We start from the raw sequence: 15,893 nt of genomic DNA, 5'->3' as shown, positions 1-15,893 counted from the left end.
GTCCCCTGCCGGGGGCGGGCCGCTCGTGCGTGCGGGCGGACGCCGTCAGCTGGCGAAGACCTCCATCGCGGCCGCCACCTCGCGCACGGCGGTGTCGCTCTGAGCGGCGGCCTCGGCCGGGCTGGAGCCGGCCGGCACGGAGGGGCCGGTCACCAGCGAGACCAGCACCGCCCGACCCACCCTGACCACGTGCAGGACCTGCGGCGGGGCGGCGTCGGCGCCCGTGGTGCTCCGGACGACCACGCCGGCCTGCTCGCCCAGGTCGCTGGCGACGACCGCGGTCTCGACGGCGGTGCCGGTGGCACCCGTGTCGACGGGGCAGTCGCGGTGGAGCGCGAGCACGTCGTCGGCGTAGGCGCGGGCGTCCTCGGCGCGGGCGAAGACGGCCAGGTTGCGCAGCCGGAGGTCGTCGCGGTCGCTCCACCCGGCCCGGACGAGGTCGGTGCGACCGGGGGGCAGCGCCACCTCGCGCCCGCACGCGGCGAGGGTCAGCGGACCGACCGCCCGGGAGAGCTCCTGGAGTCCCGGCTGACCGCTCCCGGCGGCGGCGTCGTCGGGGTAGCCCGCGGTGAGCGGGAAGCCGTCGGGCACCCGGTCGCCGGCCGTCGTCGCGTCGGCGTCGGTCGCGCCGGGCGGCTGCGAGCAGGGGTCGGCGGCGAAGACGCACAGCGAGGAGACCACGAGGGCCGAGGTGCTCTGCGCCAGCTCCCGGGTCTGCTCGACGACCTGCGCGTCGCCGGCGCCGCCGAACGTGGTCGACGTCGCGAGCACGGCGTTGCCGACCGTGACGAGCTGCACGAGCTCGCCCTCCCCGGCGTCGCCGGAGCGCTGGACCCAGACCACCGAGCCCTCGCCGAGGTCGGAGACGAGCGGGTCGGCCGAGCCGCAGCCGTCCGCGAGCGCCGCCTCCTGGGCCGCGAGCACCTCCCGCGCGGCGTCGTCGTCGGCGTAGAGCAGCAGGCCGCGCTGCACGCCGCCCTCGGAGCCCGGCGCGTTGGGTGCGTCGAGCTGCACGGCGTCGACGGCCCGCACGGGGGCCTCGGCGGTGTAGGCCCCGCCCTGGCAGCCCCGCACCGGCGGGTCGGGAGCGAAGCCGGGCACGACCTCGGGCTGCTCGCTCAGGCCCCGCAGACCCGCGCCGAGCGGGAAGTCGGCGGGCACGCCGGTCACCCAGTCGACGTCGCCCGGCGCCGGGGTGGCGGTCGGGCTCGGCGCCGCCGGGTCGAGGCCGGCGGTCTCGGCGCCCCGGGTGGCCAGCGCGAGCGGCGTGGCGACGAGGAGGGCCGCAGCGGCGCCGGCGGCGGCTGTGAGGGCGCGGTGGCGGCGGCGCAGCCGGTCGCCGCGGCGGCGTACCTCGGACGCGGGCAGGGGGTGCACGGGGGCCTCCTCGGCCAGGAAGCGGGTGAAGAGGTCGGCGGGATCGGTGGGCTCAGGCATGGTGGGCTCCCTCCTGGAGGCCGTCGTCGTCGGCGAGCAGGGCGGCGAGAGCGGCGCGGCCCCGGCTGAGCCGCGCCTTCACCGTGCCCTCGGGCACCCCGACCTCGCGGGCCACCGCCCGCACCGGCAGGTCGGCGATGTGGTGCAGCACCAGCGCCTGGCGCTGCGCCTCGGGCAGGCGTCCCAGCGCCGCGACCAGCGCGACGTGGGCCTCGCTCGGTGGCGGGGCGGCGACCGGCGCGGAGACGGCGCGGTCGGCGGGGCGGCGACCCAGCACGGTGCGGCGCCAGCGGCTCACGGCCAGCCGGTGGGCGGTGGTGCGCACCCAGGCCTCGGGGTGGTCGGCCCGGTCGAGCCTGCGCCGGTGCGCCCAGGCCCGCACGAAGGCCTCCTGCACGCACTCCTCGGCCTCGTCGCGGCTGCCGATCATGGCGTGGACCTGGCCGACCAGCCGGGCGTAGGACGCGGCGTAGAAGTCGTCGAACTCGCGTTCGTCCATGGCGTCTCCGTCCCGTGCCCGCGCTCGTCGCGTGCTCCCGTGTCGCTGCTGTCCCGGGAGTGGTACGCGCGGCGGGGCCGTGCGGTTGCACGACACGCCGCACCCGTGCGGAGCGGCTCTCAGTCGGCGCGTCGGGGGGCCGGCTGCTCGGCCAGCCGCTCGGCGGCGCGCTCGGCGAGCGCGAGGAACGCGCCGCCCGCCATGGTGGCGTCAGGGCCGGGCACGAAGCCGATCTGGCTGACCGCCGTGCCGCGCCGCAGCAGGGCGACGACGAAGCGCACGGAGGTGTCGTCGGAGACGTCGACGGTGACGTCCCAGACGTCGAGGGAGCGCTCGGGACCGGTCTGGGAGGTCACGGTGACCACGTCGGTGCCCAGGTCGCGGTCGGCGCAGCTGGCCATCCTCGAGCGCACCTGCTCGACGAGGGCCCGCGCCTGGGGCACCGGCAGGGACCCGACGGTCTGCGTCAGCCCGAACGACGTGGGCAGCCGTCCACCCGGCACGAGGAACGTGCGGGTGCGGCTGTCGCTGAAGCGCGCGCCGCGGAAGTCGCCGACGAAGCTGGTCTGGTCGCAGCGCGTCGCCGCGTCGTTGTCGCGGGCGCGCTCGGGCTCGGTGCCGACCCAGGGGCGGGTGACCGAGCCGACCGGGGGCAGGTCGACGGCCGAGAGCAGCGAGGGCACCTCGCCGACCGGCAGGGCGTCGGCGGGGCTGAGCCGCGCCCGGGTGGTGCAGGCCCCGCCGTCGGTGAGGTCGCACAGACCGTCGACGGCGCCCCCGAGCAGCCGCGCCTGGTCGAGCAGGTCGTCGGCGGAGGTGCCGCGGCGCTGGGAGGCGGTCACCGTGACGATGCGACCGGTGCGGGCCACGCCGGCGACCACCGTGCGCGTCGGCGCGGCCCAGTCGCGCAGCACCAGCAGCACCGCCTCGTCGCCGACCCCGTCGACGCGCTGGGTCGAGATCAGCTGGGCCCGGGGCTCGTCGCAGCCGGCGAACCAGCCGGCGGCGCCGTCGTAGGCGGCCCGGGCGGCCCGGTCGGTGCGGGAGGACTCGGCGAGCTGCCAGGCCGAGCGGGGGGCCTCCTGCCCGCGCGGGCGGTCCCGGAAGGCGCGCACCAGGGCGACCGTGCCCTCGGGGTCGGCGTACCGCGCCCCCTGGCAGGGCAGCACCAGGCCGTCGCCCTCGGTGCCGTCGGTGGTCGCGGCCTCGCGCCAGCCGCCGCCCGGCAGCCGTGCGGCCACCTCCTCGGCGCCGAGGAGCGCGGCGGCCTCGAGCGGCTCGGGCTCGGGCGTGGGGGAGTCGGTCGGCGCGTCGTCGGCGGGGTTCTCCGCGCCGGGGGCGACGGAGTCGCCGGGCGCGGCCACGGCGTCGCGCTGCAGCGTGGGCCTCACCCCGGCCGTGTCGGTGACCAGTGTGCCCGTCAGCAGCAGGGCGCCCACGACCAGCGCCGCGCCCACGCCGGTGTGCGTACGCCGCCGCGCGGCCCCGGTGCGCCGCACGATGGTCGGGCGGGGCCAGCGGGCCTCGGCGACGACCTCGGCCAGCGGCTCGAGCGCGGTGCGCACCAGCGGCGTGGGCAGGTCGCGCAGCAGCCCGAAGCGCGCCGTCGCGCTCTGCAGCTCCCGCTCGGCGTCGGCCGGGGGGATCCCGACCTCGCGGGCCAGGTCGGTCATCGACAGCGACGCCAGGTGGGCCAGCAGCAGCACCCGGCGCTGCAGCAGCGGGAGGCCGGCCAGCGCCTCCAGGGTGGCGGCGGCCTCGGGGTCGAGGCCCTTCTCCTTGTGGAAGGGCCGCGTGGTGTGGCGTCGCAGCGCGTGCGACCAGGCGACGGGGCGCACCCAGGCCTCGGGGTCGGCGCTGCGCGAGACCTTGCGCCAGTGGTGCCAGGCGGCGACGAAGGCGTCGCGCACCGCGCGGCGCGAGGCGGCCAGGTCCCCGGTGAGCGCGTAGGTCTGCAGCAGCAGTCGCGCGCGTGCGTCCTTGTAGAACGCGTCGAAGTCGGTGGGGTCCGCCATGGCGTCGTCCAACGTAAGCGATCCGCGGTGAGGCCCGCCAACCCGAGCGGCGCGTCACCGGCGTGGCGCTCGCCACCCGCGCCGAGGGCCCGCGCCGCTCGGCGTGGGACCGACGCGACGCCGGGGGGCGGGGTCAGGATGGTCGGGCCATGACCTCGCTGCTGCCCGACTCCTCGACCGCGCGCCGCACCCCCGGCGCCACCGGCCGGCGCCCGGCGCCCGGCGGTGCCCACCGCCGACCGCTCGTGCTCACCGCCACCCTCGGCGGCGCCGTGGCAGCCGGTGCGACCCTGCTGGTGTGCCTCGCGGTGGCGGTGATCGGGTGGTTCCTCACCGACGCCGGCGCCCACGGCGAGCCGCACGACGCCCTGCGCGTCGGCGCGCTGGCGTGGCTGACGGCCCACGGCTCGGGCGTGGTGGTCGGCGGGGTCGCGGTCACCGCCGTCCCTCTCGGGCTCACGGCCCTGTGCGCCTGGTCGTGCTGGCGGGTCGCGCTGCGCGTCGGCGACGCGGTGTCGGGGCACGGCCCCGACGCCGACGCGATCAGCGACGGGGAGCGCGACTGGACCGTGCCGGTGGCCGCGCTGCTCTTCACCGTCGCCTACGCCGTGGTCGCGGTGGGGGTCGTGACCCTCGCCGCCACGGCGACCACGGCGCCCGCGACCACCCCGGTGCTGGGCTGGGTCCTCGGCCTGGGCCTGCTGGTGGCGACCCCGGCCATCGCGGTCGCCTCGGGCCGCGCCGCCATCTGGGCCCCGGCGGTGCCCCCGGTGCTGCGCCACGCGTCCCGGGTGGCGCGCCGGCTGCTGGTGACCTGGCTGGCCCTCTCCGCGGCGGCCTTCCTCCTGGCCCTCCTGGTCGACCTCGACACCGCCGCCAACGTGCTCTCCCAGCTGCACACCGACGCCGGCGACGCCACCGCCTTCTCGGTGGCCAGCCTGGCCGTGGTGCCCAACGCGGTGCTCTTCGCCGCCTCCTACCTCGTGGGTCCGGGCTTCACCGTCGGCGTCGGCACCCTGGTCTCGCCCTCCGCCGTCGTGCTCGGCCCGCTGCCGATGTTCCCGCTGCTGGCCGCCCTGCCCGACACCGGACCGACCCCCGCCTGGACGGTCGCCCTCGTCGCGCTGCCCGCCCTCGTGGCCGCGGTCGTCGCCGTGCAGGCCCAGCGCCGGGCACCGACCCTGCGCTGGGACGAGGGCGCGCTGCGCGGCTGCGCCGGGGGAGTGGTGGCCGGTCTCGTGCTCGGCCTCCTCGCCTCCCTCGCGGGCGGCGCCGTCGGCCCGGGCCGCATGCGCGACGTGGGCCCGCTGGCCCACGAGCTGACCGTCCACGCCGTCACCGCCTTCGGTCTCGGCGGCCTGGTCGGCGGGCTGCTCGTCACCGCCTGGCAGCGTCACCGGTCGCGCAGCCTCGACGGCGAGGCGCCGGCGCCCGTCGTCGGCCGCCCCTGGGCGTCGCGGCTGCGCCGCTCCCCGCGCCCGCGCCGCTGAGCGCGGGCTAGAGTCCGGCCGTGTCCTCCCGTCTCGTCGTCCTCGTGTCGGGCTCCGGCACCAACCTCCAGGCCCTCCTCGACGCGTGCGCCGACCCGGCGTACGGCGCCGAGGTGGTCGCCGTCGGCGCCGACCGCGACGGCATCGAGGGGCTGGCCCGTGCCCGGCGAGCGGGGGTGCCGACCTTCGTCCACCGCGTGGGCGAGCACGCCTCGCGCGAGGACTGGGACGCCGCCCTCACCGACGCCGTCGCCGCCCACGAGCCCGACCTGGTCGTGCTGGCCGGCTTCATGAAGCTGGTCGGGGCGAGCTTCCTGGGCCGCTTCGGCGGTCGCGTGGTCAACACCCACCCGGCGCTGTCGCCGTCGTTCCCGGGCATGCACGGCCCGCGTGACGCGCTGGAGTACGGCGTGAAGGTCACCGGTGCGACGCTCTTCGTCGTCGACGCCGGCGTCGACACCGGGCAGATCGTCGCGCAGAGCGTCGTGCCGGTCGAGGACGACGACGACGTCGCGCGCCTCCACGAGCGGATCAAGACCGCCGAGCGCGCGATGCTCGTCGACGCGGTGGGCCGCATCGCCCGCGAGGGCGTGGTGGTCGAGGGCCGTCGGGTGCGCTTCGGCGGCTGAGTCCTCCTATGATGGGCGCACACGACTGGCGCAGGTGGGACCACCACCGGGGAGTGCCCCGCTCGATCCACGCGGGGGCGAGTGCATCGACCGCCTGGGTGCCCTCATCGACTCGACCGACGAACCGATGAGGAGCAACCCCTCCATGAGCGACATGCGCGTCCCGATCCAGCGGGCCCTGGTCTCCGTCTACGACAAGTCCGGGCTCGAGGAGCTCGCCCGCGGCCTCCACGAGGCCGGGGTGGCCCTGGTCTCCACCGGTGGCTCGGCGGCCCTGATCGAGGGGCTGGGCCTGCCGGTCACCAAGGTCGAGGACCTCACCGGCTTCCCCGAGTGCCTCGACGGCCGGGTCAAGACGCTGCACCCCAGGGTGCACGCGGGCATCCTGGCCGACCGCCGTCTCGAGACCCACGTGGCGCAGCTGGCCGACCTCGGCGTGGAGCCCTTCGACCTGGTCGTCTCCAACCTCTACCCCTTCACCCGGACCGTCGCGTCCGGCGCCTCGCCCGACGAGTGCGTGGAGCAGATCGACATCGGCGGGCCCTCGATGGTGCGCGCCGCGGCCAAGAACCACCCCTCGGTCGCGATCGTCACCTCGCCGCAGCGCTACGCCGACGTGCTCGCCGCCGTCGCCGCGGGCGGCTTCACCCTGGAGGAGCGCAAGGCGCTGGCCGCCGAGGCCTTCGTGCACACCGCGTCCTACGACGTGGCCGTGGCCTCGTGGATGGGCAGCGTGCTCACCGACTCCTCCCGCGGCACCGGCTTCCCGGCCTGGATCGGCGCGACCTGGGAGCAGGCCTCGGTCCTGCGCTACGGGGAGAACCCGCACCAGCCGGCCGCGCTCTACCGCAGCGGCCACGGTGCGGCCGGACTGGCCTCGGCCGAGCAGCTGCACGGCAAGGAGATGTCCTACAACAACTACGTCGACACCGACGCCGCCCGCCGTGCGGCCTACGACTTCGCCGAGCCCGCGGTGGCGATCATCAAGCACGCCAACCCCTGCGGGGTGGCGGTCGGGGCCGACGTCGCCGAGGCCCACCGCCGTGCCCACGCCTGCGACCCGGTCTCGGCCTTCGGCGGCGTGATCGCCGCCAACCGCCCGGTGACCGTGGCGATGGCCCAGCAGGTCGCCGAGGTGTTCACCGAGGTGATCGTCGCGCCGGGCTACGAGGACGGCGCCGTCGAGGTGCTCCAGGGCAAGAAGAACATCCGGATCCTGGTGTGCGAGCCGCTGGAGCGCGGCGGGGTGGAGACCCGCCCCGTCAGCGGCGGCCTGCTGGTGCAGGAGCGCGACTCCTTCCAGGCCGAGGGCGACGACCCGTCGGGCTGGACGCTGGCGACCGGCGAGGCGGCCTCCGAGGAGGTCCTCGCCGACCTCGCCTTCGCCTGGCGGGCGTGCCGCTCGGCGAAGTCCAACGCCGTCCTTCTGGCCCGCCAGGGCGCCTCGGTGGGCATCGGCATGGGTCAGGTCAACCGCGTCGACTCCTGCCGGCTGGCCGTCGAGCGCGCCAACACCCTCGGCGAGGGCGAGGACCGCGCCCGCGGCGCCGTGGCCGCCTCCGACGCCTTCTTCCCCTTCGAGGACGGCCCCCAGGTGCTCATCGACGCCGGCGTCACGGCCATCGTGCAGCCGGGCGGCTCGGTGCGCGACGAGCTCACGGTCGAGGCCTGCAAGGCCGCGGGCGTGACGATGTACCTCACCGGCACGCGGCACTTCTTCCACTGACCCCAACCTCCGTGCGCCTCCCCCCGGGTCTGCTCCCACCCACCCGTCTCGAGCGCGACCTCGCGCTGCAGTGCGTCCTGTCGGCCTTCGCCACCGGCTCCTTCCTCACCGGCACCGCGGTGTTCTTCACCCAGGTCGTGGGCCTCTCGGGGGCCCAGGTGGGCCTGGGGCTGTCGGTCTCGGCGGGGGTCGCGCTGGCGCTCTCGGTGCCCCTCGGCCGGGTCAGCGACCGGGTCGGCGCGAAGCGGCTGTGGGTGCTCGCCTCGGTGCTGGAGGCCCTGCTCTACTTCTCGTGGCCGGCGGTCGGTGGCTTCGTGCTCTTCGTGGCCGTGCTCGCCACCCTCGCCGCCGTCGAGACCGCGGCGCGCTCCGCACGCGAGGTCTACCGGATCAGCGTCTTCCCCCGGGAGACCCGCGTGCGGGCGATGGCGTACATGCGCGCGGCCCGCAACGTCGGCTACACCCTCGGGGCCGGGGCCGGTGGCGTCGCGCTGGGCATCGGCACGCGCGAGGCGATCGTCGCCGTCCCGCTGCTCACCGGCGCGCTGCTGCTGCTCAACGCCGCGATGGTCTCGCGGCTGCCGTCGGTCGCCCGGCCGGTGGTGGTGCGGGGCCCGCTCGAGCAGGCCGGCCCCGCCGCCTACCGCAACCCCGGCTTCGTGGTGCTCGCGTTGTGCAACGGCGTCCTGGGGTCCAACCAGGTGCTGCTCAACGTGGTGGTGCCGCTGTGGCTGGTGGAGCGCACCGACGCCCCGCAGACGCTGCTGGCGTGGCTCTTCGGCACCAACACGGTGCTGGCGGTGCTGCTGCAGGTGCGCGCCTCACGGGGCTCCGACACCGTCGCGGGCGCGCTGCGGGCCGTGCGGTGGTCGGGGTGGGCCTTCGTGGCCTCCTGCCTCGTGCTCAGCGTCACCCACGAGACCGCGGGCTGGGTCTCGATCGCGCTGCTGTGGGTCGGCCACGTCACGATCACCGGCGCCGAGCTGTGGCAGTCGGCCGCGTCGTGGGGGTTCGCGGCCGAGCTCTCCGACCACCGCCGTCTCGGCGACTACCAGGGCGTGTGGGGCATGGGCATGCAGGTCGAGGCGATCGCGTTCCCGGCGCTCTACACCTTCCTCGCCCTCGAGGTCGGCACGCCGGGGTGGGCGCTCATCGCGGGCATCGCGGTGACGGCCGCCGTCGTCTCCCACCCCGCCGCCGGCGCCGCGCAGCGCCACCTCGAGCGCGTCGGCGCACCGGTCGGGCGCTGAGGCGTCCGCGTCCCTAGACTGGCGGTCGTGACGGCACAGAGGCTGGACGGCAGCGCCACGGCGGCGGCGATCAAGGACGAGCTGAAGGCCCGGGTGGCGGCCCTGCGCGAGCAGGGCGTCGTGCCCGGCCTCGGCACGGTGCTCGTCGGCGACGACCCCGGGTCGCGGTGGTACGTCGGCGGCAAGCACAAGGACTGCGCCGAGGTCGGCATCGAGTCGATCCGCGTCGACCTGCCCGCGACCGCGACGCAGGAGGAGATCGAGGAGCACGTCGCCCGCCTCAACGCCGACCCCGCGTGCACCGGTTACATCGTGCAGCTGCCCCTGCCGCGCGGCATCGACGAGAACCGCGTGCTCGGCCTGGTCGACCCCGCCAAGGACGCCGACGGCCTCCACCCGACCAACCTGGGCTGGCTGGTGCTCGGCACGGAGGCGCCGTTGCCCTGCACGCCGTACGGCATCGTCGAGCTGCTGCGCCGCCACGGCGTCGAGATCGCCGGGGCCCACGTCGTGGTCGTCGGACGCGGGGTCACGGTCGGTCGCCCGCTGGGCCTGCTGCTGACCCGGCGCAGCGAGAACGCCACCGTGACGCTGTGCCACACCGGCACCCGCGACCTGGCCGCCCACGTGCGCGAGGCCGACGTCGTGGTCGCAGCCGCCGGCGTGCCCGGCATCATCACCGCCGACATGGTCAAGCCCGGCGCCGCGGTGCTCGACGTCGGGGTCTCGCGCGTCGACGGCAAGATCGCGGGCGACGTCGCCGACGAGGTCTGGGAGGTCGCCGGCTGGGTCTCGCCCAACCCCGGCGGCGTCGGCCCGATGACGCGGGCGATGCTCCTGTCGAACCTGGTCACGATGGCCGAGAAGGCCACGGTCTGAGGTGACCCTGATGAGCCGGCCACAGCCCGCGGGGGAGGAGCAGCCCCCCGCCCACCTCGACGACGTGCCGCCGGTGCCGTCGGCCGAGGAGGTCGCGGCCGAGCTCGAGGCCGTCGCGGATCCCGCTGACCCGGCTGACCCGGCCGACCCGGCCGACCCCGCCGACCCGGCCGACCCCGCGGCCCCCGTCGGCAAGGAGCCCGAGGACCGACGTCACCCCTCCACCGTCGGCGGCCTGCTCTACCTCTTCGTCCTCGCTGCCGGTGCCACCGGAGTCTTCATCGCCTGGTCCGGCGACTGGCGCCTCGGCGTGCGCTGGATCGGCGGGGCGCTGGTCGGTGCGGCCACCTTCCGGCTGGTGCTGCCGCGACGCGACGCCGGCATGCTCGCCGTGCGCCACCGGCTGCTCGACTGCCTCCTGCTCGGCGGCGTCGGGGCGGTGCTGCTCTTCCTCGCCCAGACCATCCCGAACCAGCCGGGCACCTAGCCCACGAGGGCCCGCCCGGATCGCTCCGGGCGGGCCCTCGTGGGTGTGCGCGGGATGCTCGCGCGTCAGTGGCTCAGATGAGTCCGAGCTCGGTGACCGCGGCGCGCTCGTCGGCGAGCTCCGCGGTGGAGGCGTCGATGCGGGCGCGGGAGAAGTCGTCGATCTCCAGGCCCTCCACTATCGACCAGTCGCCGTCCTTCGTGGTGACCGGGAAGGAGGAGATGAGGCCCTCCGGCACGCCGTACTCGCCCTGCGAGCGCACGGCCATGGAGACCCAGTCGCCCTCGGCGGAGCCGTAGAGCCAGTCGCGCGCGGCGTCGATGGTGGCCGAGGCGGCCGACGCGGCCGAGGAGGAGCCGCGGGCGTCGATGATCGCCGCGCCGCGCTTGGCCACGGTGGGGATGAAGGTGCTCTCGATCCACTCCTGGTCGCCGACGACCTCGGCGGCGTTGCGTCCGCCGACCTGGGCGTGGAAGAGGTCGGGGTACTGGGTGGCGGAGTGGTTGCCCCAGATGGTCATGTGGCTGATGTCGGTCACCGCGGCGCCGGTCTTGGCCGCCAGCTGCGAGATCGCGCGGTTGTGGTCGAGGCGTGTCAGCGCCGAGAAGCGCTCCTGCGGGATGTCGGGGGCGTTGGTCATCGCGATGAGGGCGTTGGTGTTGGCGGGGTTGCCCGTGACACCGACGCGCACGTCGGAGGCCGCAACCTTGTTGAGGGCCTTGCCCTGGGCGGTGAAGATCGCGCCGTTGGCCGAGAGCAGGTCGCCGCGCTCCATGCCGGGGCCGCGGGGGCGGGCACCGACCAGGAGGGCGAGGTTGACGCCGTCGAAGATGGTCTCCGCGTCGTCGCCGATCTCGACACCGGCCAGGCCCGGGAACGCGCAGTCGTCGAGCTCCATGACGACACCCTCGAGCGCCTTGAGCGCGGGGGTGATCTCGAGCAGGCGCAGCTCGATCGGCTGGCCGCCGGTCAGCGCACCGCTGGCGAGGCGGAAGAGCAGGCTGTAGCCGATCTGGCCGGCGGCGCCGGTGACGGCGACCTTCAACGGGGTGGGGCTCACGAGATCTCCTTGACGAGGTCCTGGGGCGGTCTGGCTTCCGACGCTAGCAGCGGCGCGGGGCCCAGCAGCAGCGGGGTTCGCGCCCTGGGGGAGCATGGGCGCCATGCGTCTGCGCCGCGGCCGTCCCCCCGCCCACCCCTCCCGTCGCGGTGCGGGCGCCGCGGTGGTGACGCTGGCCGCCGTCGCCGTCCTCGGCGGCTGCTCCTCCTCGGCGCCGCTGAGCCCGCCGACGGGCGTCGACCTGCTGACGGTGCCCACGCCCACGCCCGACCCCGACGACTTCGTGGAGCGCGTCGACAACCCGTGGTTCCCCCTGGAGCCGGGCGCCGTCGCGACCCTGGCCGCGCCGACGACGCCGACCGGCGCGCAGGGCCCCGGGCTCGAGGTGACCCGCAGCGTGAGCGCCGGGCCCGACGTCGCCGGTGTGCCGACCACGGCCCTCACGACCGTGACGACGGGCCGGGGCGCGGGCGGCGGCCGCGTGGTCGACCTCTTCGCGCAGGACGTCGACGGCAACGTGTGGTGGATGGCCAGCGCCGGGGGCGGGCCCGACTTCGAGGCCGGGGTCGACGGCGCGGAGGCCGGGCTGTGGATGCCGGCGCAGCCGCGGTACGGCGACGGGTGGCTCGCCGTCGGGGGCACGGCTGGCACGCCCGTGGTCGTCACCGTGGTCGCGGTCGACCAGGACCTCGCGCGCCCCGGCGGCTCCTCCGACGACGTGGTGGTGCTCCAGGTCGAGAGCCGCAGCGGCACCCGCGTCGACTCCTACGCCCCGGGAGACGGGCTGGTGCGCAGCGACGCCGGTGAGGACGAGGTCGTCCTCACCGGCGTCGGGTGAGCGTCGAGCGGGTGGGTCGGCGGGTGGGTCAGGGACGGATCTGGGTGCGGCCGTCGCCCTCGTCGGGCCACTGCCCGCCGGCCTGACCGGCCTGACCCGTCTGCCCGGTCTGCCCGGTGGTCGGCCCCCAGCCCTGCTGGCCGGTCTGCTGGCCGGTCTGCTGGGGCGCCTGGGGCTGCTCGAGCGGCTTCCACTGCCCGGCGACCGGGTCCCACTGCCAGCCGTCCTGGATGATCGGTGCCGGCTCGGGCGCCCAGCCCTGCTGGCCCTGCTGGCCGCCCTGGGCCCAGCCGCCCTGCTGGGCGCCCTGGGACCAGCCCTGCTGGCCACCCTGCTGGGCGACGGGCTGCTGGGCCCTGGCCGGGCGGGAGAAGCTGAGGCCCGAGCCCTCGACCGGGTCGGCGTCGCGACCGAAGAGCGCGGGGTAGGCCAGGCCGCCGGCCACGGCACCGAGCAGGGGCGCCACGATGAAGACCCACAGCTGCAGCAGCGGGTCGACCCCGGAGAAGAGCGCGGGCCCGATCGAGCGCGCGGGGTTGACCGACGTGCCGGTCAGGGGGATGGCCACGAAGTGGATGACCGCCAGGGTCAGGCCGATGACGAGCGGCGCGAAGGCGGCGTTGACGCTGCTGCGGCGGTCGGTGACCGCGAGGACGACGAAGACGAAGAGCGCGGTGAGCACGATCTCGACCAGCAGCGCCGCCCAGAGGGCGTAGCCGGTGCCGTCGTCGCCCCAGCTGTTGGCGGCCAGGCTGGTGTCGAAGGCCTCGAAGCGGTCGTTGCCGAGCGCGAGCACGAGCAGCACGAGGGCGCCGATGATGCCGCCGACGACCTGGGCGCCGGCGTAGCGGCCGGCCTCGGCCCACGTCATCCGCCCGCTGACCGCGGCCGCGACGGAGACGGCGGGGTTGAAGTGCCCGCCGGAGACGCGTCCCACGGCGTAGGCCATGACGGTGACGGCGAGGCCGAAGGAGAGGCCGACCGAGAGGATGTTGGCGTCGCCGAACCCGCTGCTGCTGGAGGCCAGCACGAGCGAGCCGCAGCCGACCAGGACGAGGACGGCGGTGCCGAGCGCCTCGGCGGCCAGCTTCTGGGCGGGGGTGCCGTCGGGGGCGGAGGGTGCGGTGGCCGCCGGGGTGACGGCCTCCGAGGACGTGGGGTCAGGGGATGTGGCCATGCCCGGAGTCGTCCCCCCGCGGCGACCCGACCAAACCCGCCGGCGCACCCCCGACGGGGTGACTAGACAGCCGCCGGCTGACAGGCTGGGCGGGCCCGGACGGTGCGACCCGTGGTCGCCGACGCGTCGGGTATCTTGACATCAAGAATTCTTCCAGCTCCTGAGGAGTCGCCGCACACCATGGCCACCATCATCTACACGCACACGGACGAGGCGCCGCTGCTCGCGACGTACTCCTTCCTCCCGATCATCCAGGCCTACGCCGCTCAGGCGGGCGTCGAGGTCGAGACGCGTGACATCTCCCTCGCCGGCCGCATCATCTCGCAGTTCCCCGAGCGGCTGACCGAGGAGCAGCGGGTGGCCGACCACCTCGCCGAGCTCGGCGAGCTGGCCACCAAGCCCGAGGCCAACATCATCAAGCTGCCCAACGTCTCGGCCTCGGTGCCGCAGCTCAAGGCGGCCATCAAGGAGCTCCAGGAGCAGGGCTACGACCTGCCGGCCTACCCGGAGAGCCCGCAGACCGACGAGGAGAGGGAGATCCGGGCCCGCTACGACAAGACCAAGGGCTCCGCGGTCAACCCCGTCCTGCGCGAGGGCAACTCCGACCGGCGCGCCCCCGCCTCGGTCAAGGGCTACGCCAAGGCCCACCCGCACCGCATGGGCGCCTGGAGCGAGGACTCGCGCACCAACGTCGCCACCATGGGCAAGGACGACTTCTTCTCCAACGAGAAGTCGGTGGTCATCGAGGCCGACGACACCCTGCGCATCGAGCACGTCGCCGCCGACGGCACCGTGACGGTCCTCAAGGAGTCGGTGCCCGTGCTGGCCGGCGAGGTCGTCGACGGGACGTTCATGAACGTCGCCGCCCTGCGGCGCTTCCTCACCGAGCAGATCGCGCGGGCCAAGGCCGACGACGTGCTCTTCTCCACCCACCTCAAGGCCACGATGATGAAGGTCTCCGACCCGATCATCTTCGGCCACGTCGTGCAGGCCTTCTTCCCCACGCTCTTCGAGCAGTACGGCGAGCAGCTCGCCGCCGCAGGCATCTCGCCCAACGACGGGCTCGGCGCCCTGATGTCGGCCGTGGCCGACCTCCCCGACGGCGACGCCGTCAAGGCCGCGGTCGAGGCCGGCCTGGCCGACGGCCCGAAGCTGGCCATGGTCGACTCCGACAAGGGCATCACCAACCTGCACGTGCCCTCCGACGTGATCATCGACGCCTCGATGCCGGCCATGATCCGCACCTCGGGCCACATGTGGGGCCCCGACGGCGAGGAGGCCGACACGCTCGCCGTGATCCCCGACTCCTCCTACGCCGGCGTCTACCAGACCGTCATCGACGACTGCCGCGCCCACGGCGCCTTCGACCCGGCGACCATGGGCTCGGTGCCCAACGTCGGCCTGATGGCCAAGGCCGCCGAGGAGTACGGCTCGCACGACAAGACCTTCGAGGTGCCGGCCGCCGGCACCGTGCGCGTGGTCGACGGCTCGGGCGCGACCCTCATCGAGCACACCGTCGAGCCGGGCGACATCTGGCGTGCCTGCCAGACCAAGGACGCCCCGATCCGCGACTGGGTCAAGCTCGCCGTCACCCGCGCCCGCGCCACCGGCGCCCCGGCGATCTTCTGGCTCGACGAGCAGCGCGCCCACGACGCCAACCTCATCGCCAAGGTCCGCGAGTACCTCCCCGAGCACGACACCGACGGCCTGACCATCGAGATCATGGCGCCCGCCGAGGCCACGGCGTACTCCCTGGAGCGCATCCGCCGCGGCGAGGACACCATCTCGGTGACCGGCAACGTGCTGCGCGACTACAACACCGACCTCTTCCCGATCCTCGAGCTCGGCACGTCGGCCAAGATGCTCTCGGTCGTGCCGCTGATGAACGGCGGCGGCCTCTTCGAGACCGGCGCCGGCGGCTCCGCCCCCAAGCACGTGCAGCAGCTGGTCAAGGAGAACTACCTGCGCTGGGACAGCCTCGGGGAGTTCTTCGCCCTGGCCGCCTCCTTCGAGCACCTGGCCGGCTACGCCGACAACGCCCGCGCGCAGGTGCTGGCCGACACCCTCGACCGCGCCACCGGCACCTTCCTCAACGAGGACAAGTCGCCCACGCGCCGCGTCGGCGGCATCGACAACCGCGGCTCGCACTTCTACCTGGCCCTCTACTGGGCCCAGGAGCTGGCCGCGCAGACCGACGACGCCGACCTGGCCGAGAGGTTCACCGCGCTGGCCACCACGCTGGCCGACGCCGAGGACACCATCGTCGGCGAGCTCAACGGCGTGCAGGGCAGCCCGGCCGACATCGGGGGCTACTACCGCCCCGACGCGGCCAAGGCCGACGCCGTCATGCGCCCCTCGCAGACGCTGAACGACGCGCTGGCCACCCTGGCCTGACGTCCCGCCGCA

General features: G+C 75.4%; 13 protein-coding genes and 1 riboswitch. Of the genes, 8 read left to right on the top strand and 5 right to left on the bottom strand.

Features of this window, described 5'->3' with window-relative positions:
* Positions 1-45: 45 nt before the first annotated feature.
* The 3 genes from IR170_RS04185 to IR170_RS04175 form a co-directional block, all read right to left on the bottom strand.
* Positions 46-1,437, bottom strand: coding sequence for a hypothetical protein (locus IR170_RS04185; protein ID WP_193661293.1), 1,392 nt, complete (start codon positions 1,435-1,437; stop codon positions 46-48).
* A complete protein-coding gene (locus tag IR170_RS04180; RefSeq protein WP_056863844.1) occupies positions 1,430-1,936 on the bottom strand; it encodes an RNA polymerase sigma factor in 507 nt (168 codons plus the stop codon). Before IR170_RS04180 ends, IR170_RS04185 begins: the two co-directional genes overlap by 8 nt.
* A 119-nt stretch (positions 1,937-2,055) precedes the next feature.
* Positions 2,056-3,951 (bottom strand): SigE family RNA polymerase sigma factor, encoded by a 1,896-nt coding sequence (locus tag IR170_RS04175; protein ID WP_193661292.1) that lies wholly within the window; start codon positions 3,949-3,951, stop codon positions 2,056-2,058.
* 149 nt (positions 3,952-4,100) lie between these two features.
* Here IR170_RS04175 and IR170_RS04170 point away from each other — a divergent pair, with 149 nt between their 5' ends.
* From IR170_RS04170 to IR170_RS04145, 6 genes are all read left to right on the top strand, one after another.
* Positions 4,101-5,441 carry a cell division protein PerM gene (locus tag IR170_RS04170; RefSeq protein ID WP_193661291.1) on the top strand — a complete coding sequence of 447 codons (1,341 nt, stop codon included), beginning with the start codon at positions 4,101-4,103 and terminating at the stop codon, positions 5,439-5,441.
* Between the two features lie 20 nt (positions 5,442-5,461).
* Entirely contained in the window at positions 5,462-6,070 is a 609-nt protein-coding gene (purN, locus tag IR170_RS04165) for a phosphoribosylglycinamide formyltransferase (RefSeq protein ID WP_193661290.1), read from the top strand.
* An 11-nt stretch (positions 6,071-6,081) separates the two neighbouring features.
* Positions 6,082-6,177: riboswitch (ZMP/ZTP riboswitch) on the top strand.
* 38 nt (positions 6,178-6,215) lie between these two features.
* Positions 6,216-7,796 carry a bifunctional phosphoribosylaminoimidazolecarboxamide formyltransferase/IMP cyclohydrolase gene (purH, locus tag IR170_RS04160; protein WP_193661289.1) on the top strand — a complete coding sequence of 527 codons (1,581 nt, stop codon included), beginning with the start codon at positions 6,216-6,218 and terminating at the stop codon, positions 7,794-7,796.
* Between the two features lie 11 nt (positions 7,797-7,807).
* A complete protein-coding gene (locus IR170_RS04155) occupies positions 7,808-9,046 on the top strand; it encodes an MFS transporter (RefSeq protein ID WP_156697845.1) in 1,239 nt (412 codons plus the stop codon).
* A 27-nt stretch (positions 9,047-9,073) separates the two neighbouring features.
* Positions 9,074-9,925, top strand: a complete 852-nt coding sequence (locus IR170_RS04150; protein ID WP_193661288.1) for a bifunctional methylenetetrahydrofolate dehydrogenase/methenyltetrahydrofolate cyclohydrolase — start codon at positions 9,074-9,076, stop codon at positions 9,923-9,925.
* Positions 9,926-9,935: 10 nt separating this feature from the next.
* Positions 9,936-10,412, top strand: a complete 477-nt coding sequence (locus IR170_RS04145; RefSeq protein WP_193661287.1) for a DUF3017 domain-containing protein — start codon at positions 9,936-9,938, stop codon at positions 10,410-10,412.
* Positions 10,413-10,485: 73 nt separating this feature from the next.
* On the opposite strand, the gene IR170_RS04140 is transcribed toward IR170_RS04145, so the two are convergent.
* Entirely contained in the window at positions 10,486-11,472 is a 987-nt protein-coding gene (locus IR170_RS04140) for a malate dehydrogenase (protein ID WP_056863850.1), read from the bottom strand.
* Positions 11,473-11,575: 103 nt separating this feature from the next.
* Here IR170_RS04140 and IR170_RS04135 point away from each other — a divergent pair, with 103 nt between their 5' ends.
* On the top strand, positions 11,576-12,310 hold the full coding sequence (locus IR170_RS04135; RefSeq protein ID WP_193661286.1) for a hypothetical protein: 735 nt from the start codon (positions 11,576-11,578) through the stop codon (positions 12,308-12,310).
* A gap of 28 nt (positions 12,311-12,338) precedes the next feature.
* On the opposite strand, the gene IR170_RS04130 is transcribed toward IR170_RS04135, so the two are convergent.
* The gene (locus IR170_RS04130; RefSeq protein WP_227488406.1) at positions 12,339-13,487 is read right to left on the bottom strand and encodes an MIP family channel protein; all 1,149 of its coding nucleotides are present in this window, start codon (positions 13,485-13,487) and stop codon (positions 12,339-12,341) included.
* 180 nt (positions 13,488-13,667) lie between these two features.
* Between IR170_RS04130 and IR170_RS04125 the strand changes: the two genes are divergently transcribed.
* Positions 13,668-15,881: an NADP-dependent isocitrate dehydrogenase gene (locus IR170_RS04125; RefSeq protein WP_193661285.1), complete on the top strand. Its 2,214-nt coding sequence runs from the start codon at positions 13,668-13,670 to the stop codon at positions 15,879-15,881.
* Positions 15,882-15,893: the final 12 nt, after the last annotated feature.

This window comes from Nocardioides kribbensis, assembly GCF_015070375.1.
GTDB classification, from domain to species: Bacteria; Actinomycetota; Actinomycetes; order Propionibacteriales; family Nocardioidaceae; genus Nocardioides; species Nocardioides kribbensis.
The sequence above is the reverse complement of the archived record's forward strand: the minus strand, read 5'-3'. Positions and strand labels throughout refer to the sequence as shown.